This is a genomic window from Labrenzia sp. 5N (assembly GCF_012395805.1).
In the GTDB taxonomy this organism is placed as follows: Bacteria; Pseudomonadota; Alphaproteobacteria; order Rhizobiales; family Stappiaceae; genus Roseibium; species Roseibium algicola.
Window position 1 is genome coordinate 228,801 of the sequence record NZ_JAAZTM010000005.1, and the last position, 20,376, is coordinate 249,176.

Here is a 20,376-nt window from a genome sequence, read left to right on the forward strand (position 1 = left end):
CAGTTTTCGCTCCGGGGTTCTTGCTGTTCGGCGCAAGACTTGCCAAAAATAGCCGCAACCCGTCCAATCGGGATGTTTTCTAAAGATCGGATTTTCAGGATGGCAGTCGAAATCAAGAAAGTCGGCGTAATCGGCGCTGGTCAGATGGGCAGCGGCATTGCGCATGTGTGTGCACTTGCGGGCTTCGACGTGGGATTGAGCGATCTCTCCATGGAACGGATCGAATCCGGCCTGGCTTCGATCAACGGCAACCTGGCGCGCCAGGTGTCCAAGTCCATGATCACCGAGGAAGAGCGCAACGCGGCGCTGGATCGCATCAAGGCAGCCGAAGACCTCGATCTTCTGCGTGATGCAGACCTGGTGATTGAATCCGCCGTCGAGAACGAGCAGGTCAAACGCAAGATCTTTTCGCAGCTTTGTCCGATCCTGAAGCCCGAAGCGATCCTGGCGACCAACACTTCGTCGATCTCGATCACGCGTCTTGCCGCTTCGACCGATCGTCCGGAACGCTTCATCGGCATCCACTTCATGAACCCGGTTCCGGTCATGGAACTGGTCGAGCTGGTGCGCGGCATAGCCACGGAAGACGAGACTTTCGAAGCCTCGAAAGGGTTCTGCGTCCGTCTCGGCAAGCAGATTGCCGTCGCAGAGGATTTCCCGGCCTTCATGGTCAACCGTATCCTTCTGCCGATGATCAACGAAGCAATCTACACGCTCTATGAAGGCGTCGGTTCTGTTGATTCCATCGACAAGGCCATGCGTCTCGGGGCCAACCATCCGATGGGGCCGCTGCAGCTTGCGGATTTCATCGGTCTCGATACCTGCCTGTCGATCATGCAGGTGCTTTACGAAGGTCTGGCGGACACCAAGTATCGTCCGTGCCCGCTGCTCGTGAAATACGTTGAAGCAGGCTGGCTCGGCCGCAAGACTCAACGCGGGTTCTATGATTACCGCGGCGAGCACCCGGTTCCGACCCGGTAATCGGTTCGCCAGCCACCGCAGAAGCCCCGGTAACGATGAACCTAGCCCGCTATTGCCTGACCAGCGCCACCCCGGACCCGGGCAAGACGGCGCTGGAACTGGTGGGGGCCGGTGGCGCCCTTCTGGAAACATGGAGCTATGGCTCGCTGACGCGGGCCGTTCTCTCGGTTGCCGCGGGTTTGCGTGCCACGGATCTTTCGTCCGGTGACCGTATCCTTCTCAGGATCGGTCACTCCAGCGATTTTCCGCTGGCGTTCTTCGGGGCGATTGCGGGTGGTTTCGTGCCGATCCCGACGTCTTCCCAACTCACTGCGTCGGAAGCAGAAGCGATCTTGGCCGACAGCGGCGCACGGATGGTGCTTCACGACGGACATACTGTGCTGCCGAACACGGGCAGCGCGACGTTGCTGGGTCCAGAGGCCTTGGTCGAACTGAAGCAGGCAGAGCCGGGAGACTTTGCGGAGACCCACGCTGACGACCCGGCTTTTCTTGTCTATACGTCCGGTACCAGCGGCACGCCGAAGGGCGTCCTGCATGCGCAGCGCGCCGCCAGTGCGCGCCGGCCCATGTATTCCGGCTGGTATGGCATAGGTGCTTCCGACCGGCTGCTTCATGCCGGAGCGTTCAACTGGACCTATACTCTGGGTGCCGGCTTGATGGACCCCTGGGCCAATGGTGCGACCAGTGTTGTTTATGACGGGCCTCGAGACCCGGACCTCTGGCCGGACCTGATGACAGACACAAGGGCGACGCTGTTTGCGGCCGTGCCCAGTCTCTACCGGCGTATCCTGAAGTATGGCGCTGTTACGCCCGCCTCCTTTCCCGATCTTCGCCACGGCCTGACGGCCGGAGAAGCGCTTCCGGCAAGTCTTTATCGGGAGTGGAGGGAACGCACCGGCCGCGAACTTTATGAAGCGCTCGGCATGAGCGAGATCTCCACCTATCTCTCCAGCAGCCCCAGCGTTCCGGTAAAGCCGGGTTCCCCGGGCAAACCCCAGGAAGGCCGGAAGGTTTCCATTCTCAGCGAGTTGGATGACACGCCGGTGCCGGTGTCCGGAACGGAGACAGGGCTTCTGGCTGTTCACAGGGATGAACCGGGCCTGATGCTGGGATACTGGAACCGTGCCGAGGAAACGGCGGCCGCATTCAGGGGCGACTGGTTCCTGACCGGCGACAGGGCGCGTACGGATGAAGACGGCTATTTCTGGTACGAAGGCCGTGCTGACGATCTGATGAACGCCTTCGGCTACAGGGTCGCTCCGGAAGAAGTGGAGCGGGTGCTGGCAGCTGACCCGCAGGTGCAGGAAGTGGCCGTGACGGCGGTGCCTGCGCGCGAAGGTGTCAGCCTGATAACGGCCTTCGTGGTGCCGGCCCTCCCCGGGCAGCTGGATGCCGACAGTCTTGCCGCTCATGCGGCAGAAAACCTGGCGGAATACAAGCGTCCCAAGGTTTACAAGGTGCTGGAACAGTTGCCACGCACACCGTCCGGCAAGGTCCGGCGCAGTGTCTTGCGGGAGGGGCTCTGACATTCGTTAACACCTGATTAAGGGTAGGGGGTTAGGGTGGCCACAACTTCAGGAGTTAATGATGGACAGCGTTGGCATTGCCACGACATTCGTTGCGCAGACCCAGGCACAGACAGCCCAGACGCTTCAGACAGAGATGATGAAGATGGCCGCCCAGCAGGACGCCAATCTGGTGGCGCTGCTGCAGCAAGGGGCTGACAATCTTCAGGCTCAACAGGCCACACCACCTCCCGGTCTCGGCGGACGGGTAGACGTCAGCGCCTGATCCCGTTCCTTTGCGGTTTTGTTAACGGCCCGTGCGGATTGGCCCCGCACGGGCCGTTTTCGTTGCTCCGCCGGGTGTCTTTTTTCGGGTGAAGCCTGAAAAGCACTTCTCGAAAGATGCTTCTGAAAGTTCCTGTCTTTCAGATGCTTATCCATAATTACGTAAAGTTTTAAGAAAAATATTCTGATCAATTCAGTAATTGAGTCAGCAACTCTGAGAGTTGTTTTGGAAATTTACCTTTGAATTCAGGTATTTCATACAAGATGAAGTTTGAAATCGTATCCAAGGATTGGAACGACCATGCCTGAAGCAATAGGATATGGAGCATCCCAGGCGTATCAGCCGAACCAGGCCAACACGCGTGCGGGCCAGGTTGCAGAACAAGCCGAAGCGTTCAAGACCAAACGCTCCGAAGCTGCAGCCGTGATTGCGCAACGCCAGGCGAGTTTCAGCACGAACCGGGCAGAATTCCTGAGCCGGCAAGCTGAGCAACTGGAAAATCGCGCGGAAACGCGTCGGCTGGAAGATGGTGTCGGATTACAGGTTAACATCCTGGCCTGATGTGACGCATCTTCCGGATAAGCCGACTGGAAGCGTAAGACGAACGAACAAAAAGCCGAGTTGCCCGATTGCAAGGATGACGGGTGACCAACGGCTGCGGACAAGCCTCATCACCACGGCGAAGGAGTAACCCATCATGCCGAGTGCTATCGACAGTTCCTCTTCCTCGGCCGCCTACAGCGCTGCAAGTGTTCGCAGCGAACTTGCTGCCAATGCGGTAAGGGACCAGAACCAGCAGGAACGCCAGGTTGCCGAGCGGCTGGAGCAGGCCCAGGCAACCCAGGAAGAAGACCGGCGCGAGTCGCGCCGCATTCCAGGTCTGGGCAACGCGGTCGACATCAGCGTCTGATCCGGCGGAGGGTCACCTCCACCGGCTTCGAAAGGTCTGATGATCTTGATATTTCTGGCGGCAGCCGGACGTCAGGCGTCCGGGGCCGCCATTGCGTTTTTAATAAGCGCCTTGGCCTCGCCGGAGGCCCATTCGGCAGGGCCGTACATGGTGCCGATCTCGCAGCCCTTGGGGCTAACCAGAATGGTTGTCGGCAAACCGGTTGCCCGCGCAACCTTGCGCAGGTCCTTCAGAAGATCGTTCGAACTGTCCTGATAGAAGGTGAGATTGCCGACGCCGATCTCGTTCAAAAAGTCTTTCGGCTTTTCCGGTCCGCCCCGGTCGAGATTAACCGCAACCACCTCGAAATTGTCGTCTCCCATCTCCGCCTGCAACTCGTCCAGCGCCGGCATTTCCTTGCGGCACGGGGCGCACCATGTTGCCCAGAGATTGAGGAGCACTGTCTTGCCGCCGAAGTCCGACAGCGCCATCTGCTGGTCGTCGGGCCCCTTGAAGGTCAGGTGCTGAAGGTCCAGCGGCGCGCTTGCCGGAAGGAAGGCGGCCACTTCTCCAGTGGCAAATGGCTTGGCCGCCGCCGCAAAATCGAGCGCAGCCGAACAGCTTTGCGCACCGGCGATGTTGCCATTCGGTCCAGCGATCACGTATAGAGCCGCTACGGCGGCCACTGCACCCGCAAGCCCGGCGGCAACAATGCCGCGTCTGTTGGTTTTCGCTGGTTCGGTTGGCTTTGTCATTCGTTCACACCCCGCAAGGGGGCGCCTTCTAAGGGACAGGACATGAGCAATCGCATGTGGGGAGGCCGGTTCGCTGAGGGACCGGACGCCATCATGGAGGAGATCAACGCCTCCATCGACTTCGACCGGAAGCTATATAAGCAGGACATCGACGGCTCGAAAGCCCATGTGCGCATGCTCGCGGAAAAAGACATTGTGATGCGGGACGATGCCGACAAGATCGTTCAAGGTCTAGACACAATCCTGTCAGAGATCGAAAGCGGCAAATTCAAGTTTTCCCGCGCGCTTGAAGACATCCACATGAACATCGAGGCGCGCCTTGCCGAGCTGATTGGCCCGGCTGCCGGACGCCTGCACACGGCGCGCTCACGCAATGACCAGGTGGCGACCGATTTCCGCCTGTGGGTGCGCGACACGCTCGATACGCTCGACGACCAGCTGGGTGAGCTGATGCAGGCCCTGGCGGAAAAGGCGGAAACCCATGCTGCCGACGTCATGCCCGGGTTCACGCACCTGCAGTCGGCCCAGCCGGTGACCTTCGGGCACCACATGCTGGCCTACGTCGAAATGTTCGGCCGCGACCGGGGCCGGGTACGCGATGCGCGCAAGCGCATGAATGAGTGCCCGCTTGGTGCAGCGGCGCTAGCCGGCACGTCCTTCCCGATCGACCGGCACATGACCGCCAAGGCGCTCGGTTTCGACCGTCCGTCTGCCAATTCGCTCGATGCCGTTTCCGACCGTGATTTCGTCATCGAGGCGCTGGCGACGGCATCTCTCACAGCCATGCATCTGTCGCGCCTTGCCGAGGAAATCGTCATCTGGTGCTCGGCGCAGTTCGGATTCGTGAAACTGTCGGACAAGTTTTCGACCGGTTCGTCGATCATGCCGCAGAAGAAGAACCCGGATGCGGCGGAACTGGTGCGTGCCAAGTCGGGCCGCATCTACGGTTCACTGCAAGCGCTTCTGGTGATGATGAAGGGCCTGCCGCTCGCCTATTCCAAGGATATGCAGGAAGACAAGGAGCAGGCTTTCGACGGCCTGGCCAGCGTTTCCCTGGCTCTTGCGGCCATGACCGGCATGATCCGCGATCTAGAGCCTGTCACCAAGGCGCTGAAGAAGGCCGCAGGCTCTGGCTATTCGACTGCAACGGACCTTGCCGACTGGCTGGTTCGCGTTCTCGGTCTGCCGTTCCGCGACGCCCACCACGTGACCGGGCGCATCGTGGCGATTGCCGTCGAGAAGGGCATCGAACTGCACAAGATTTCGCTGGAAGAGATGCAGGCGGTGGAGCCGAAGATCACCAACGAGATCTTCCAGGTGCTGTCCGTCGACAAATCCGTACGCAGCCGAACCAGCTATGGCGGCACGTCGCCGGTAAACGTACGCAAGCAGGCACGCCGCTGGCTGAAAGAGCTGGCCAAGGCCTGATGACCCATTGAAGGTCGGCATTCCCCGCAACACACGGCGCGAACTGGTCTTGCCGAACGCGCCGTGTCATGCGAGGAGAAGGACCGGTATGTGACTTTGTAAGAACTCCCGTGTCCGCCCGGACGCGGGGCAGTCGATCCAAAAAGGCATGATGGTGATGACAATGCGGTTCAAAACCCTGGCTCTGGTCGGTCTTTGCCTGAGCGTGACCCTGGCAGGGTGTGGCCGCAAGGGCGGGCTGGAAAACCCGGGAGCGCCTGTGCAGCAGGCGGACGCCGCGGTTGATCCCGCTGTGGCAGCACCGGTTCAGCCGGAAGCGCCGCAAAGCGACAAGCCCTTTTTCCTGGATTTCATGATCCGATAAACCATGCGCGCAGCGGCAGTGCCGGCTGCGCATCGGAGCGAGCCGGCTCTGCCGAGGCAACCGATACGCTCCATCGTTTCAATGCCGATCAGCTTCCGCACGGTCTGGTAATAGCGACCGGCCCTGAACCTGATCCAGCCGCATGAGGGCCGTCCCTTGCATCACTTCGATTACAAGAATGGCGAGCTGTTTGCCGAAGACGTGGCGATCGAGACGATCGCGCGTGAAGTCGGCACACCGTTCTACTGCTATTCCACGGCAACGCTCACCCGTCACTACCAGGTGTTTGCCGCCGCATTCAGCGATATTCCGTCGTTGGTCTGCTATGCGATGAAGGCAAATTCCAACCAGGCGGTCCTGAAGACGCTTGCACAGCTGGGCGCCGGCATGGACGTGGTCTCGGAAGGCGAATTGCGCCGTGCACGGGCTGCGGGCGTTCCCGCGTCGAAGATCGTCTTTTCGGGGGTCGGCAAGACCGAGGCCGAACAAGCCTACGCGCTTCAGGAAGACATCTTGTGCTTCAACGTGGAATCCGAGCCCGAGTTGCGCCAGCTTTCACGGGTCGCCACTGCAATGGGCAAGACCGCACGGGTGTCCATGCGCATCAACCCGGACGTCGATGCCAAGACCCATGCCAAGATTGCGACCGGCAAGGCCGAGAACAAGTTTGGCATTCCCTGGCAGCGTGCACGTGACGTTTATGCCGAGGCAGCGGCTCTGTCCGGTATCAAGGTCACCGGCATCGACATGCACATCGGCTCGCAGATCACGGAGCTGGAGCCTTTCGACAACGCATTTGCGCGTCTGGGCGAGCTGATCACGGATCTGCGCTCGCAAGGCCACACGATCGACCATGTCGATCTCGGTGGTGGACTGGGTATCCCCTATATCACCGACAACAATCCGCCGCCGCATCCGGACGCTTATGCCCAGGTGGTCAAGAAGCATGTGCGCGAACTGGACTGCATGGTCATGTTCGAGCCGGGCCGCATGATTGCCGGCAACGCCGGCATCCTGGTTACCGAAGTCGTCTATGTGAAGGAAGGCGCCGACAAGAATTTCGTCATTGTCGATGCCGCCATGAACGATCTGATCCGTCCGACGCTTTACGAGGCCTATCACGAGGTGCGCCCGGTGCGCGAACCGGGGGAAGAAACAGACCGAATCAAGGCCGATATCGTCGGTCCGGTGTGCGAAACCGGTGATTTTCTGGCCCAGAACCGGGATATGCCCAGGGTAGAGGCCGGGGAAATGCTGGCGGTCTACTCGGCCGGCGCCTATGGCGCAGTCCAGTCCTGCACCTACAATTCGCGGCTTCTGGTGCCCGAAGTGCTCGTAAATGCAGACCAATTTGCCGTTATCCGGCCCCGGACCAGCTACGAAGACCTGCTCGGTCTGGACCGGATTCCGGACTGGCTCAAGGGTTCGTGAACAGATCGGCTGACAATTAGTTGAACCGACAGGTTGCCGGACAGCCCGCTATGCCTCACCTTATTGTATGGTGGGCAGGTCCAGCGGGCTGCGTTTCCGGAGAAACGGGCAGTTCGGGGGGCAAAACCGGAGGTGCCATTGAGCCCGAGCGACAGCGATCCCGATCAAGAACGGCAGATTTCTTCCGAGACCTACGGCTGGCGGGCCTTGATCCGATCCCGGCTGGACAGCCTGGTGCGCCAAAGTCGCCGTGCCTTGTTCATCGAACGCCTGTGGCGTGCTTTGCTTCCGGTGCTGGTGGTACTCGGCCTGTTTGTCGGGGTGTCCTGGCTTGGTCTGTGGCTGGTTCTTCCTGCCTGGGCAGGCCCGCTCGGGCTTCTGGTATTCGCTGCCGCCACCTTTTGGGCGGCGCGGGATCTCTTCCACCTTGCCTGGCCGACGCGCGAGGATGCGCTCTCCCGGGTCGAGAAATCCTCAGGCCGTACCCACCGTCCACTGACAACGCTTGAAGACGAATTGTCGGTCGGTGCGAGCGATCGCGAAAGCCAGGCGATCTGGGCCCTGCATCAGCGCCGCACAGCCGAAGCAGTCGCCGCGATCCGTTCGAAAGCGCCGGATCCGCAGGCCTTCCGACGCGATCCCTGGGCGCTTCGCGTCCTGGCCGCCAGTGTACTTCTGATCGGGTTTTCGACAGCAAGTGGCGATCATTTCGGCCGACTGGTCTCGGCCTTTCAGAACCCGTTCAAGACAGTGGAACCACCCAGCCGTCTCGATGCCTGGGTCACGCCGCCGCTCTATACCAGCGAGCCACCGATTTACCTGACGGGCGAAAGCGCCCAGTTGCGCGACCCGGGTGCGCCGATCTCCGTGCCGGAAGGGTCGATTCTTGTGGTCCGTACGCAAGGCGCACGTGATCTCAAGATGACCTACGCCCGTGCGGAAGACACCGAGCCTCAGGTGATCGAACCTGAACTTGGGACAGAAACGGAAGATCCGGATCTGAAAACGCTTTTGCCGGTTGAACGCCGGCTCGAGCTGGAAACCACCGGTATCGTCGAATTGCTTAACGGCGAAGAGCCGATGCTGAGCTACGTCTTTGCGGTGAAGCCGGACGATGCGCCGGACATCCGGTTGACGGACGATCCTGAAGAACAGCTCAGCGGTGCGCTCAAGTTTTCCTATCTTGTGAATGACGACTATGGCGTTGTTGCCGCCGAGGCTCGCATCGCGCCCCTGCCTGATCCGGACAACAACAACCGGGCTCCGCGCCCGCTTGTGGAGGCGCCCCAGTTCCCGCTTTCACTGCCGCCGCGCGCCGGCACAGCCAAGACGGCGGAAACCATCCGGGACCTGACGTCGCATCCCTGGGCCGGTTCTGAAGTCAATCTGTCGCTGCTGGCACGTGACCAGGCCGGTCAGGAAGGGCAATCGCCCGCGTACCGCATCACCCTGCCCCAGAGACGCTTCGGCAAACCTCTGGCCCGCGCTGTCGTCGAACAGCGCCGTAATCTTGCGCTTGATGCCGAAAGCCAGAGCGAGGTCATCATTGCGTTCGATGCCCTGATGCTGGCACCGGAAATGTTCGACTTCAAGCCGCGCAACTATCTGGGCATGCGCTTTGCCTACGGCTCTCTGGTGAACGCGAGGACCGACGAAGACCTGAAGGCCCTGTTGCCGCTTTTGTGGGACCTGGCCCTGTCGATCGAGGACGGTGACCTTTCCGCAGCCGAACGCAAGCTGCGTGATGCCCAGGAGGCCCTGCGCAAGGCGCTGGAAGAAGGGGCGAGCGACGAGGAAATCGCCAAGCTGACCCAGCAACTGCGGGAAGCCCTGAACGAATACATGCAGGCGCTGGCCGAGCAGATGCGCCAGAATCCGCAGGCCATGCAGCCTTTCGATGGCAACCAGCAGACGCTCAGCGAACAGGACCTGAGCGAAATGCTGGACCGGATCGAGGAACTGGCGCGTACCGGTTCCCGTGATGCCGCGCGCGAACTGCTGGCACAGATGCAGCAGATGCTGGAAAACTTGCAAGCAGGCCGACCGCAGATGATGCCTAACAGCATGTCCAGCGAAATGATGGAGATGCTCAACCAGCTGGGTGAAATGATCCAGCGGCAACAGCAGCTGATGGATGAAACCCACAAGTTCAACCAGGATCAGCAGCAGCAGCGTCGCGGTCAACAGCAGCAACCCGGTCAGCAACAGCAGGGCCAGGGACAACAGCTGACTCAGGAGCAACTGGAACAGATGCTTCAGCAGCTTCAGGAGGGCCAGGGTGACCTGGCACAGCGGCTGCAGGAACTCATGGACCAGCTTAGCCAGAACGGCATGGGCCAGAACCAGGCGCTGGGTGAAGCTGGCGAGTCCATGGGCGAGGCTCAGCAGTCCCTGGGGGATGGACAGGGTCAGCAGGCGCTCGGCGAGCAGGGCGATGCCCTGGATGCCCTTCGGCGCGGCGCTCAGGGTCTGACGGAGCAGATGATGGGTCAGGGCGAAGGCCCGGGTTCGCCCAACGGCGCGTCGCCGATGGACGAAGACCCTCTTGGCCGTCCGCGGCGCACCGAGGGCCCGGACTTCAACAACCGGGTGCGCATCCCCGACGAAATCGATGTTCAGCGAGCGCGCCGGATCCTGGAAGAGCTCCGCCGCCGCTTCTCCGATCCTTCCCGGCCGCAGCTGGAACTCGATTATCTGGAACGGCTCCTGAAGCGGTACTAGGCCCGTTTCTGACAAAGGTTCACGACCCCGCTTCGGCGGGGTCAGTTGTTTTTGACGGTGATGTTTGTGTTTGTGGCCCATCCTTCGAGACGCGCACACGTGCGCTCCTCAGGATGAGGTTGTTTTTTGGGGTGAGGCCTTTTGTAGCCCCGTGGAGAGCCCAGCCACGTTCGGATATCTCTTTGCCGCAAGATCACCCTCATCCTGAGGAAGCGCGAAGCGCTGTCTCGAAGGATGGGCCGCTTGCTCAATTCTCTGTGTTCTGAAGGAATACGGTGACTACCGGCGTGATCAGCCCAAACAAAAACCCCGCCGAAGCGGGGTCTTGGGTTTTGGAATTGCGGCGGCAGGACTTACGCGTAGCGGCGGGTCTCGCTCGGCAGATCGCCGGAAATGGCGTTGCGCACGGCCTTGCGGATATCGGCCAGCGAAAACGGCTTGGTGACCACGTCATGGACCAGGGATTCCAGGCCATTGGCCCGTTCACGCTGGTCGGCAAAGCCGGTCATGAGGAGGATCGGCAGCCGTGGATAGTCGCGCGCCGTATGCAGAGCCAGGGCGATGCCGTCCATGACGGGCATCTTGATGTCGGACAGCAGCAGGTCGAAGCTGCCCTTCTCGCGGGTCAGAACCTCGACGGCTTCGCCGCCATCCTCGGCCGCTTCAACGGAATGACCGTCAAGCTCCAGGGCACGCTTTACGAAGCTGCGGACAGCTTCATCGTCTTCAGTAAGAAGAATGCGAGCCATGCTCACTCTCCTGTGTTGCCGTCAGCCGCTCCGTCGTCCGGGGCGACAACGTATCCAATATAGGGCAACTGCCGCCAAGCGTGGCCCATATCCATACCATATCCGACGACAAACTTATCAGGACAGGCGAAACCGACATAATCGGCAGATATGGCAGCTTTACGGCGCTCGGGTTTATCCAGCAGAGCTGCGATCTTCACCGAGTGTGCGCCCCTGTTCAGCAGCCGCTCCCGCGCGAAGGCGAGCGTACGACCGGATTCCAGGATATCATCCACTAAAATAATATCGCGCTCGTTAACGTCACTTTCAACATCGCGCAAAATCCGGATGGTGTCGGAGCCTTCAGTCCCGGCGCCATAAGAGGACAGGTGCATGAACTCCATTTCCGGCTGCAGCCCTGCCCGGTGCATAGCCCGCACAAGATCTGCCGCAAAAATGAAGCTGCCTTTCAGAACCGCGACAACCAAAAGATTTTGCGGTTTGCCTTCGGCGATTTCCTCTGCGAGCGCGCCAACACGTTGGGCAATGGCGTCTTCATCGAACAGAGTATGGATATCTGATGTCATGGTCACTCTAGAACTACCTGGCGTTGGCCGCGTTCAACAAACCGGACCTGGATATCGGACGCGGTTTTCGGAGGGTCGGCTAATATCGTCCTGAACCGGGTTTCGTCCAGTGCGTTTAGCGATTTTGTTCTGGGCTCGACAGTCCAGGCATAAACTTCCTGCATGTCCGCACCGCGGATCGAGAGGCGCACGGCGGGCACCGAGTTCAGTTCATCAAGCAGATTGCGGATTGACCCCTCGACCACGAGAACCTTCTTGCCGTCCTCGACCTCGGTGAAGGTGCGCAGGTTGCGGAATTCAAGTCCGCGTAGATTGACTTCAAACCCGATCATCCGGAACAGGCTTGCCAGGTCAGGAGACTGTTTGACGAGCGAGTCTCGCATGAGGACAAACAAAACACAGGCCGCAACCGCGACGCCGAACAGGGCAACACCGCCAATGCGCCGAAAATTTCGCCGCAGAATCCAGTTGAGGATTGCACCGATCTGGTCCCGCCGGAACTTGTTCGGATTGACGATGATCTTCGGCCGCTTGGCCATGGATTCGATGTCGGCCTTGTTTTCAGGCTCACCGGTCCTGGCGTCTTCCTTTAGATCCGCAGCGAATTTTGCCTCGTCGCTGGCCGTACGAGCGGCTGCGGGTTCGGGGGCGACCGCGGCTTCGGGTTCGTCGTCGTCGTCATCCGCTTCCGCGTCGAACGTTTCTTCTTCCGCGTCGGCTGCCCAATCGGCTTCGTCCTGTGCGGGATCTTCTTCAACGGAAGGAGGTGCAATTTCGTCGACGTCGTTCTTTGCGCTGAACGCAACATCGCCTTCTTCGTCATCGTCGGGCGAAACGAACCAGCGGTTGCCGCACTTGGCGCATTTGACGCTACGCCCTTCCGGGCCAAGCGCCTCTACCTTAATCTCGTAGGACGTACTGCAGTCCGGACATTTGATCTTCATGTGCGAAGACCTTTCGCCATGGCATGCTCTAGCGGTTCACTTTGGAACCGGGGGGTCGAAATCCGGCACGAAATATTGGACAAGGGCCAAGCAAATCCTATGACGGGCTTTCAGGTCCTTAATGGACCTTTATATGATTAATGCACCGTTAACGGCCAGGCTATAGCGTTCGGGCCATCAACAGGAGTAATTTTGTGATCCGCTTCGAAAATGTCGGATTGAGATACGGAATGGGATCGGAAATCCTGCGCGACCTGACTTTTCAGATCGAACCGCAGTCGTTTCAGTTCCTGACCGGTCCCTCGGGGGCAGGCAAGACCAGCCTGATCCGGCTCCTGTTCATGTCCCTGCGCCCGACCCGAGGCCTGATAAAGGTTTTCAACCGCGACCTGAGCGTGATCGACAAGCAGGAATTGCCGAAGCTCCGGCGCAAGATCGGCGTGGTGTTCCAGGATTTTCGCCTGCTGGACCATCTGACAACCTATGAAAACGTGGCGCTGCCACTGCGCGTGGTGGGAAAGGACGAATCCGAATACCGCTCCGATGTGATTGATCTGTTGAAATGGGTCGGACTTGGGGATCGCATGCATGTGCTGCCGCCGGTGCTGTCGGGTGGGGAAAAGCAGCGTGCGGCCATTGCGCGGGCGCTGATCACCCGGCCGGAGGTGCTGCTCGCGGACGAACCGACCGGTAACGTGGATCCGCCACTTGCACGTCGTCTGTTGCGCCTTTTCATCGAATTGAACAAACTCGGCACCTCTGTCGTCATCGCGACCCACGATATCGCGCTGCTGGAACAGGTGGACGCCCGGCGCATGGTGCTTGCCGACGGGCGCCTCTCAATTTTCGATTAGGCGGCATGATGGCTCAGTCCGACGACACAGACAAAAAACAGGCAAGCGCCGCCAGTGTTCGCCCGCCCAAGCGAGCCGAACGACCGAAGCGTGGCCGAAAGCCGGCGCGCAAGGCCGCCCCCAGGCCGAAGAACGAAGCACCCCAGGGGGACGATGCCAAGTTGCGCCCCTCCGCGGCGATCGTTCCGCCGCAGGCAGTCGCCGGGCGGGCTCTCACGCTGGTGGTGGCCATCATGAGCTTTCTGGCCTGTCTGACGGTTGGTGCAGTGTCGGTGGTGTGGGACGCAGCCGATGCGTGGCAGAACGATCTGGTGCGTGAGATCACCATTCAGATCCGCCCGGCCGAAGGCGTCGACATGCTGCGGGAGATCGACAAGGCCGTTGCGCTTGCGCAGGAGTTTCCGGGCATCGATTCCGTACGGGCCCTGTCCGATGCCGAAACCAAGTCATTGCTGGAGCCCTGGCTGGGCGAAGGCCTTCAGCTTGACGGCCTGCCGGTGCCGCGGCTCATTCAGATCACGGTCGGGGATCCGGAACTTCTGAACCTGTCGCAGTTGCGCTCGATGGTCTCACAGAACGTGACGGGCGCGAGCGTCGACGATCATTCCGTCTGGACGTCTCGTCTGTCGGCCATGGCAGGCGCGGTGGTGCTGGGCGGCTTTGCGATCATGGTGCTTGTGCTCGGCTCGATGGTCTTGAGCGTCGTCTTTGCGACCCAGGCAGCCATGGCCGGCAACAAGGACGTCGTCTCCGTTCTGCATTTCGTTGGAGCGGAGGACGGTTTCATCGCTCGTGAATTCCAGCGCCACTTCCTGATGCTGGGTCTGAAGGGCGGTGTTTCCGGCGGTGTTGCGGCCATCCTGGCCTTTCTGACGGTTGACATGCTGACCCGGCAGAGCTCCGGCCAGGCGGGGTCGGACCAGATGTCGGCTCTCTTCGGCGGCATCTCCGTCAGCCTGCCCGGCTACCTCGGTGTATTCGGTGTGGTGTTCCTCGTCGCGATCCTGACAGCCCTGACTTCTGGCCTTGCCGTCAAGGCCCATTTGGCAAAAGTGGATTGATTTTATCGCACAATGCCGTGAAATTGGCCGAATCACTTATCATAGTCGCGCCATGACCCATGCTGACACAGTGTTAGACCCCGTTCTGGACGACGGTTCTTCCGTCGTTGGCGATCGGCGTGTGTCCGTTTCAAAGGACAAGGGCACAGCGCGCAGGAACGCCACAAGCGGCGATGCGCGCAAGAAACGCTTCGGTCTCAGGATCCTTTTCGTTGCCGTCATCACGGCTCTTGTTGCGGGAACCGTCGGGCAGTTTGCCATGTTCGCGCAGAAGGTTGCCAATGCCAGAGTGCCGGCTTCCGCAAATGCGGATGCCATTGTCGTGCTGACGGGCGGGCATGCCCGCGTCAACGAGGCAATCCGTCTCCTGGAAGAAGGCCGTGCCAACCGGTTGCTGATTTCGGGCGTTCATCCCGGCACCACGCGTGAACAGCTTGCCGCCGTTACTGCGTCCAGCATGCCGCTGGAAAAAAACAGCGTCGATCTTGACCGGGTCGCGCTCAATACAGCGGGCAATGCGGTGGAAACCGCCAACTGGGTCAAGAAGAACGGGTTCTCGTCCCTCTTGGTCGTGACCAGTGCCTACCACCTGCCGCGTGCCAAGGTGGAACTTGCCGGTGCCCTGCCGAATGTCGCCCTGATTGCCTATCCGGTCTTTTCCAAGGATCTGAAGCTGGACAGCTGGTACAGGGAACCGGCAACGATGCGGCTTCTCATGCGCGAATATGTGAAGTATATCCTCGCCCGACTTCGGATTACCGTGCAGGGTGTGCGCTGACAGCTGTCGGACCACGGCCGAGCGGTGGCTTCACCCACGACCAGTCTTTATGGTGCCATGGTTTTTCTGCGCTCTACCCTTTTCCAGATCCTGTTCTATTTCGTCACGTTCGTGCTGATGATCCTGTTCGCGCCAGTCATGCTGCTGCCGCGGCGCTGGGGCTGGTGGGTGGTGCCGACCTGGTCACGGGTGTTGCAGCTGCTGATGCGTGTCTTTGCGGGCATCAAGGTGGAAGTCCGGGGACGTGAAAACCTGCCTGACGGCGGTTTCATCGCCGCCATGAAGCACCAGTCCGCCTGGGAGACAGTGGCGCTGATCCCCCTCTTCAGAAGCCCGACCTTCATCCTGAAGCGCGAACTGCGCTGGATACCGATTTTCGGCTGGTACACAGCCAAGTTCAAGCAGATCCCGATCAACCGGGGCAAGCGGTCAGAAGCGCTGGCGGCAATGATGCTGGCTGCAAAGGAGGCGATAGCCGAGAAACGCCAGATCCTGATCTTTCCGGAAGGCACCCGCCGGCCGGCCGGGGCAGAGCCGAAATACAAGTTCGGTATCGCGCATCTCTACCGCGACTTGAAATGTCCGGTTGTCCCGATAGCTCACAACGCCGGCCTCTATTGGCCTCGCGCCTCGTGGAAGGTCTATCCGGGCACGGTGATTGTCGAGATTCTGCCGCCGATCGAGCCGGGCCTGGCGCCCAATGCCTTTTACGAAAGAATGGTCACGGATATCGAGACGGCCAGCGATCGGCTGATCGAGGAAGCCCGCACGGCCCGCAAGCCCTCGCCGATGCTCGAAGAAGTCGACACGCGCCGCAAGGCACAGCCGGTCTGAAAAAAAGACCGCCCCAACGCGTTGAGACGGTCTTTCAGTTTGAACGGGTCCAGGCGATATCATCGCCTGAACCTGTCTTCAGGCTGCCTTATTGTGCTGTCTTGCCGGCTTCGGTCGTCTGCAGGCGCATCAGGCCCAGATGCAGTACACCGCCCAGAACCGCGCCGATGACCCAGCCGTAGCCGGAGAGTTCCGACAGGGCCGGAACCCAAACGGTTGCCACCGAGAACAGTGCGGCGATGGCAAAGGCAAAGATCGCCTTCATGTTCCAGCCGTTGTTGTAGTGGTAGCGGGCGTCCGGATCGGAGGAAAACAGCGCCTCGACATCGATGTTCTGCTTGCGAACCAGGTAGTAGTCCGCGACCAGAATGCCGTAGAGCGGTGCCAGGAAGGCGCCAAGCGTATCGACGAACGCGGCAATGCCGATGTTCGAGATGACCGACACCCATAGCGCGCCGATGAAGAAGGCAATGACAGCGGTGATGATGCCACCGGTCTTGGCCGAGATCTTTTCCGGGTTGAGGTTGGCAATGTCATAGGCCGGCGGAATGAAGTTTGCCACCAGGTTGATGCCGACCGTTGCCGCAAAGAAGGTGACGGCAGCGATCAGCGTCAGCAGGACGTTGTCGACACGGTCGACAATATCAGCCGGGTTCACCAGTTTTTCTCCGAACAGCACCACGGTGCCTGCCGTCACGAACAGGGCGATGAAGGAGAAGAAGGCCATGGAAACCGGCAGGCCCCAGAAGTTGCCGCGCTTCATGGCGCGTTCATCCGACACGAAGCGGGAAAAGTCGCCGAAGTTGATCACAACGGCGGCGAAATAGGCGATCATCGTGCCGACCACCGCGACGAAGGCAGCAACAGGTCCACGCGGGTCGGTCGCTTCGCTGCCTTCGAAGATGGTGCCGAGAGCCGAGAAGATGCCGTTGCCGGCCTTCCACCAGATCACCAGGCACAGCGCGATCATGACGATGTAGACGAACGGACCTGCCCAGTTCAGAAACTTGCCGACCCAGTCGATGCCTTTCATGAACAGGGCAACCTGGAAGACGCAGACGATGAGATAGGAAATCCAGCCGACCGTTGTCATGCCGAGGAATTCCGCGCCGCCCTCGGTGCCGAGCAACGTGTTGAACAGCAAGGCAACCGCCGTGGAGGCGAAGTAGGTCTGCACGCCATACCAGAAGATGGCGACGATGCCGCGTACCAGCGCCGGGAAACGGGCGCCGTAGACGCCCATCGAGGCGCGTGCGATTACCGGATAGGGCACGCCGTGCTTTACCGACGGGCGGCCGGTGAGATTGACCAGCACCATGACGAAGAAACCGGCCAGCACGATTGCCGCGAAAACCATCCAGCCGTTGAGGCCATAGGTGATGAACAGCGATGCGGCCAGCGTGTAGCCGAACAGGCTCTGGATATCGTTGTTCCAGACGTTGAAGATTTCGAAGGCGCCCCACTTGCGCTCCGAAGCCGGGATCGGCGCCAGGTCCTCGTTGTAGAGGCCTCCGTCTCGCGGACCCGATTTGCCAGATAAATTCGCCATAGTCTCCTCCATGTGGCCGCATCCCCGGCGGCTTCGGTGTTTTTCCGGACATTCGCAGGTCTTCTTGCGTTCTCCCGGACGCAGGAAGCTCTTGGCTGTGCATTGCAAAAAGTTTGTGCTTGCATCTAACATTTTACAAAGCATGTTAGGTAACAGACTATACGGAATTTCAAGCAGGTCCTTTCGGCTTTGCTTGGAAATGCCAGTGGCGACAACCTGCGATCATCCGGACCGGATCGACGGAGCTGCAATGAAGGACGCAAACAAGGGTGAATTGCTGAACGACAAGGCTTTTCAGGCGCTTGTCGAAGCCTTGCGAAGCGGTTCGCTGCGCAATGGCCAGTTCCTGTCGATGTCGCAGCTTGTCGACCAGCTGGACTATCCGATCGCGCCCGTGCGCGAAGCCGTCAAATACGCCAGCTCGCAGGGGTTCCTGACGACAGTGCCCAAACGCGGCCTGCAGGTGATGGAAGCTAGCCCGGACAACATTCGCGAATGTCTGGACGTGCGTCTGGTCCTGGACCAGGAAGGTGCGCGCCGGCGAATATCACAGGGAAATCTGGAGAGCCTCGACGCCTTGCGCCGGCGCCACGAGACCATGCGCGACGAGGTGCGGACGGGGCCTGCGGCCAGCCTGCCGCCCAAGGCGATCGAGGTGGACCTGTCCCTGCACACATACCTTGGCGAGGGACTTGGAAATTCGCTGCTGTCGGCTGCCTATGCCGCAAACCGTATCCGGATCGCCGTCATCCAGCATGCGCGGCCGTTTCTTGCGGATCGGATCGCCTCGGCGATGGACGAGCATCTTGCGGTCATCGAGGCGCTGGAAACCCGGAACGAGGCCGCTGCGGTGCAAGCCTTGAAATATCATTGCGAGCAAACACTGCGCTGGTGGGGTGTTCCCTGACGGAGTGCATCCTGCAAGACCTGTACTGCGGGCCCTGAGCCTGGCTCAGGCTTTCAGGCGCTCGGCCAGCCAGGCAAGACCCGTATCGGGAATGCCCATTTCCTGGAGGTGGGCGGCGGTGTTGATGACATAGTCCGGATTGGCGCCGGACTTGCCGACAGCGCCTCTTACGATTTCCAGCTGCTCTTCAAGCGGCAACGAACCCGCATATTGGGCATGGCCGTGATCGACCATGTAGACCAGCGCTTCCACCTTCTCGCCGCTGTCGAGCTCGACGTGATGATGGTGCTCCTTGTAGACCATCGTCGTCTGTTCCCGGGCGCGCAGATATTCCAGCACCTGCGGCCAGATATCCCCGGAGACCTGATAGGCGATGCCCCGGCATGCGCCGCCGTTGTCGAGGCCGAAGACGAGACCTGGTCTCTGCTGCGTGCCCCGATGTACCCAGGAATAGACGCAAAGCGAGCGATGTGCACCGCGCAGCAGCGCCGGTTCGGCGCGCTGGTGATCAAATCCTGGGTTCCACATCAAAGAACCGTAGCCAAAGACCCAAAAATCGCTCATATCGACCTGTCTTGTGTTACCGCAGCTGCGGAGATAGCAAGCTGCACCGGTCGTTTCAATGGCACTCCGGCAGCGCCTGTCTTGCAGGTGGCTCTTGTCGGCAGTGTGACCGGTCCGGAAATCGCCCGAACCAGAAGAGAGTGTCTCCCAGTGTCCGATATCAAGACCAAGCCGTCGAAACCCACCAGACGCGGGTATATCCTGCTGGCAGGAGCTGTCGTTCTGGTAATTGCTGGCTGGTCGGCCGCCTGGTTTTATGGGAAATCCGTCCTGCGGGAACAACTCGACCGGCAAATTGTCCGCATGGCGGACCAGGGCCTGGATGTGAGCTGCGCGGATCTTGCCATTGCCGGCTATCCGTTCCGCTATGAGGTCTCCTGCGCGGACATGCGTTCGGCCGACCGTTGGGGAACAGCCGCATCGCTCGGCGGGCTGAATGCCGTCGCCTTGATCTATAATCCCTGGCACGTGATCTTCGAGGCAAAGTCGCCTGCGGCCATGTCGGTGCCGGTGAACGGCCTCGAGGGTGGCCTGACGTGGCAGACGGCCCGCGCCAGCGTGAAGTTCAGCGACAATGCGCTCGGATCGTTCGATGCGGTGATCGACAAACCGGAAGCAGCGTTCGACACCGCCCTCGCCCGGGGCCTGTTTGCGGCTGAAAAGTCCGAAGTGCATCTGCGCAAGCAACCCGAGAGCGCGGCGACACTGGAAAGTTTCGTCACGGTTCAGGACCTCAGCCTCAAATCTCTGCCGGAACTTCAGCAGACGATTTCCCTGCGCAGCCATGCCCGTATCGAAGGCGGCACGGCCCTGCTTGCAGGGGCAGACCTCGTTTCGCTTGTGCGGGCGCAGGGCGGAGAATTGCCGGTCGAACTGGTGCTTACCGAGATACTGCTCGGAGCTGGCAAGGCAACGGCAAGCGGCAATCTTGTGCTTTCGGGTGACGGCACCTTGAGCGGATCACTGGAGTTGAACCTCGGCAATCCGGACGCGCTTCTGGACAGCGTGAAGCCGTTGTTCCCGCCTGAAGATCAGACTTTTTCACTGCTGCAGAATGTGGTGAAGAGCCTGGAGCCTGCCGCCAAGGAAGTCGACGGTGTGCGGACCATCACGCTGCCGGTCTCGGTCGACCGCGGCGTGGTTCGCATCGGTTTTCTGCCGCTTGGCCAGATCCCGCCGTTGTTTCCCGCGGGATCCTGATCACTTGATG

At 60.4% G+C, this 20,376-nt stretch carries 21 protein-coding genes; 15 read left to right on the forward strand and 6 right to left on the reverse strand.

From position 1 onward, the window contains the following. Nucleotides 1-99 precede the first annotated feature (99 nt). From HEP89_RS08485 to HEP89_RS08505, 5 genes are all read left to right on the forward strand, one after another. Nucleotides 100-981, forward strand: a complete 882-nt coding sequence (locus tag HEP89_RS08485; protein WP_023002521.1) for a 3-hydroxybutyryl-CoA dehydrogenase — start codon at nt 100-102, stop codon at nt 979-981. A gap of 35 nt (nt 982-1,016) precedes the next feature. Next, nucleotides 1,017-2,507, forward strand: a complete 1,491-nt coding sequence (locus HEP89_RS08490) for an AMP-binding protein (RefSeq protein ID WP_168691776.1) — start codon at nt 1,017-1,019, stop codon at nt 2,505-2,507. Nucleotides 2,508-2,565: 58 nt separating this feature from the next. Then, nucleotides 2,566-2,772 carry a hypothetical protein gene (locus HEP89_RS08495; protein ID WP_023002523.1) on the forward strand — a complete coding sequence of 69 codons (207 nt, stop codon included), beginning with the start codon at nt 2,566-2,568 and terminating at the stop codon, nt 2,770-2,772. A 300-nt stretch (nt 2,773-3,072) separates the two neighbouring features. Further along, the gene (locus HEP89_RS08500) at nt 3,073-3,333 is read left to right on the forward strand and encodes a hypothetical protein (RefSeq protein ID WP_023002524.1); all 261 of its coding nucleotides are present in this window, start codon (nt 3,073-3,075) and stop codon (nt 3,331-3,333) included. A 136-nt stretch (nt 3,334-3,469) separates the two neighbouring features. Further along, nucleotides 3,470-3,682 (forward strand): hypothetical protein, encoded by a 213-nt coding sequence (locus tag HEP89_RS08505; protein WP_055660176.1) that lies wholly within the window; start codon nt 3,470-3,472, stop codon nt 3,680-3,682. 71 nt (nt 3,683-3,753) lie between these two features. On the opposite strand, the gene HEP89_RS08510 is transcribed toward HEP89_RS08505, so the two are convergent. Beyond that, entirely contained in the window at nt 3,754-4,416 is a 663-nt protein-coding gene (locus HEP89_RS08510) for a TlpA disulfide reductase family protein (protein WP_152505082.1), read from the reverse strand. 42 nt (nt 4,417-4,458) lie between these two features. Between HEP89_RS08510 and argH the strand changes: the two genes are divergently transcribed. From argH to HEP89_RS08530, 4 genes are all read left to right on the forward strand, one after another. Beyond that, entirely contained in the window at nt 4,459-5,844 is a 1,386-nt protein-coding gene (gene argH, locus HEP89_RS08515; protein WP_168691777.1) for an argininosuccinate lyase, read from the forward strand. A 163-nt stretch (nt 5,845-6,007) separates the two neighbouring features. Further along, a complete protein-coding gene (locus HEP89_RS08520; RefSeq protein ID WP_145903830.1) occupies nt 6,008-6,208 on the forward strand; it encodes a lipoprotein in 201 nt (66 codons plus the stop codon). 156 nt (nt 6,209-6,364) lie between these two features. Then, the gene (gene lysA, locus HEP89_RS08525) at nt 6,365-7,639 is read left to right on the forward strand and encodes a diaminopimelate decarboxylase (RefSeq protein WP_062486103.1); all 1,275 of its coding nucleotides are present in this window, start codon (nt 6,365-6,367) and stop codon (nt 7,637-7,639) included. 138 nt (nt 7,640-7,777) lie between these two features. After that, nucleotides 7,778-10,360, forward strand: coding sequence for a TIGR02302 family protein (locus tag HEP89_RS08530; protein ID WP_209014531.1), 2,583 nt, complete (start codon nt 7,778-7,780; stop codon nt 10,358-10,360). A 353-nt stretch (nt 10,361-10,713) separates the two neighbouring features. Here HEP89_RS08530 and HEP89_RS08535 read toward each other — a convergent pair whose 3' ends face one another. The 3 genes from HEP89_RS08535 to HEP89_RS08545 are packed head-to-tail and all read right to left on the reverse strand — an operon-like array spanning nt 10,714 to nt 12,619. Beyond that, on the reverse strand, nt 10,714-11,109 hold the full coding sequence (locus HEP89_RS08535) for a response regulator (protein WP_023002531.1): 396 nt from the start codon (nt 11,107-11,109) through the stop codon (nt 10,714-10,716). Nucleotides 11,110-11,111: 2 nt separating this feature from the next. Next, complete coding sequence (gene hpt / locus HEP89_RS08540) at nt 11,112-11,675, reverse strand: hypoxanthine phosphoribosyltransferase (RefSeq protein WP_035907880.1); 564 nt, start codon at nt 11,673-11,675, stop codon at nt 11,112-11,114. A 2-nt stretch (nt 11,676-11,677) separates the two neighbouring features. After that, nucleotides 11,678-12,619, reverse strand: coding sequence for a zinc-ribbon domain-containing protein (locus tag HEP89_RS08545; RefSeq protein WP_168691778.1), 942 nt, complete (start codon nt 12,617-12,619; stop codon nt 11,678-11,680). Nucleotides 12,620-12,813: 194 nt separating this feature from the next. On the opposite strand from HEP89_RS08545, the gene ftsE reads away from it, so the two are divergent. From ftsE to HEP89_RS08565, 4 genes are read left to right on the forward strand one after another with little or no spacing between them, the layout of a single operon-like run. Then, nucleotides 12,814-13,473: a cell division ATP-binding protein FtsE gene (gene ftsE / locus HEP89_RS08550; RefSeq protein ID WP_031270017.1), complete on the forward strand. Its 660-nt coding sequence runs from the start codon at nt 12,814-12,816 to the stop codon at nt 13,471-13,473. A gap of 8 nt (nt 13,474-13,481) precedes the next feature. Next, nucleotides 13,482-14,534, forward strand: a complete 1,053-nt coding sequence (locus tag HEP89_RS08555) for an ABC transporter permease (RefSeq protein ID WP_031270020.1) — start codon at nt 13,482-13,484, stop codon at nt 14,532-14,534. 52 nt (nt 14,535-14,586) lie between these two features. Then, nucleotides 14,587-15,312 (forward strand): YdcF family protein, encoded by a 726-nt coding sequence (locus HEP89_RS08560; protein WP_023002536.1) that lies wholly within the window; start codon nt 14,587-14,589, stop codon nt 15,310-15,312. Between the two features lie 24 nt (nt 15,313-15,336). Next, a complete protein-coding gene (locus HEP89_RS08565; RefSeq protein WP_286201035.1) occupies nt 15,337-16,146 on the forward strand; it encodes a 1-acyl-sn-glycerol-3-phosphate acyltransferase in 810 nt (269 codons plus the stop codon). 88 nt (nt 16,147-16,234) lie between these two features. Here HEP89_RS08565 and HEP89_RS08570 read toward each other — a convergent pair whose 3' ends face one another. Continuing rightward, entirely contained in the window at nt 16,235-17,695 is a 1,461-nt protein-coding gene (locus tag HEP89_RS08570) for an NCS1 family nucleobase:cation symporter-1 (protein ID WP_088665215.1), read from the reverse strand. Nucleotides 17,696-17,894: 199 nt separating this feature from the next. Between HEP89_RS08570 and HEP89_RS08575 the strand changes: the two genes are divergently transcribed. Then, nucleotides 17,895-18,602 carry a GntR family transcriptional regulator gene (locus HEP89_RS08575; RefSeq protein WP_286201036.1) on the forward strand — a complete coding sequence of 236 codons (708 nt, stop codon included), beginning with the start codon at nt 17,895-17,897 and terminating at the stop codon, nt 18,600-18,602. A 45-nt stretch (nt 18,603-18,647) separates the two neighbouring features. On the opposite strand, the gene HEP89_RS08580 is transcribed toward HEP89_RS08575, so the two are convergent. Then, complete coding sequence (locus HEP89_RS08580) at nt 18,648-19,166, reverse strand: gamma-glutamylcyclotransferase (protein ID WP_023002540.1); 519 nt, start codon at nt 19,164-19,166, stop codon at nt 18,648-18,650. Nucleotides 19,167-19,316: 150 nt separating this feature from the next. Here HEP89_RS08580 and HEP89_RS08585 point away from each other — a divergent pair, with 150 nt between their 5' ends. Continuing rightward, nucleotides 19,317-20,366, forward strand: a complete 1,050-nt coding sequence (locus HEP89_RS08585) for a DUF2125 domain-containing protein (RefSeq protein ID WP_168691779.1) — start codon at nt 19,317-19,319, stop codon at nt 20,364-20,366. The last annotated feature ends 10 nt before the right edge of the window (nt 20,367-20,376 follow it).

Coding starts and splice junctions, on each gene's coding strand:
- HEP89_RS08485 (WP_023002521.1), top strand. CDS start 100: ATGGCAGTCGAAATCAAGAAAGTCGGCGTAATCGGCGCTGGTCAGATG.
- HEP89_RS08490 (WP_168691776.1), top strand. CDS start 1,017: ATGAACCTAGCCCGCTATTGCCTGACCAGCGCCACCCCGGACCCGGGC.
- HEP89_RS08495 (WP_023002523.1), top strand. CDS start 2,566: ATGATGGACAGCGTTGGCATTGCCACGACATTCGTTGCGCAGACCCAG.
- HEP89_RS08500 (WP_023002524.1), top strand. CDS start 3,073: ATGCCTGAAGCAATAGGATATGGAGCATCCCAGGCGTATCAGCCGAAC.
- HEP89_RS08505 (WP_055660176.1), top strand. CDS start 3,470: ATGCCGAGTGCTATCGACAGTTCCTCTTCCTCGGCCGCCTACAGCGCT.
- HEP89_RS08510 (WP_152505082.1), bottom strand. CDS start 4,416: ATGACAAAGCCAACCGAACCAGCGAAAACCAACAGACGCGGCATTGTT.
- argH (WP_168691777.1), top strand. CDS start 4,459: ATGAGCAATCGCATGTGGGGAGGCCGGTTCGCTGAGGGACCGGACGCC.
- HEP89_RS08520 (WP_145903830.1), top strand. CDS start 6,008: ATGCGGTTCAAAACCCTGGCTCTGGTCGGTCTTTGCCTGAGCGTGACC.
- HEP89_RS08535 (WP_023002531.1), bottom strand. CDS start 11,109: ATGGCTCGCATTCTTCTTACTGAAGACGATGAAGCTGTCCGCAGCTTC.
- hpt (WP_035907880.1), bottom strand. CDS start 11,675: ATGACATCAGATATCCATACTCTGTTCGATGAAGACGCCATTGCCCAA.
- HEP89_RS08545 (WP_168691778.1), bottom strand. CDS start 12,619: ATGAAGATCAAATGTCCGGACTGCAGTACGTCCTACGAGATTAAGGTA.
- HEP89_RS08555 (WP_031270020.1), top strand. CDS start 13,482: ATGGCTCAGTCCGACGACACAGACAAAAAACAGGCAAGCGCCGCCAGT.
- HEP89_RS08560 (WP_023002536.1), top strand. CDS start 14,587: ATGACCCATGCTGACACAGTGTTAGACCCCGTTCTGGACGACGGTTCT.
- HEP89_RS08570 (WP_088665215.1), bottom strand. CDS start 17,695: ATGGCGAATTTATCTGGCAAATCGGGTCCGCGAGACGGAGGCCTCTAC.
- HEP89_RS08575 (WP_286201036.1), top strand. CDS start 17,895: ATGCCAGTGGCGACAACCTGCGATCATCCGGACCGGATCGACGGAGCT.
- HEP89_RS08580 (WP_023002540.1), bottom strand. CDS start 19,166: ATGAGCGATTTTTGGGTCTTTGGCTACGGTTCTTTGATGTGGAACCCA.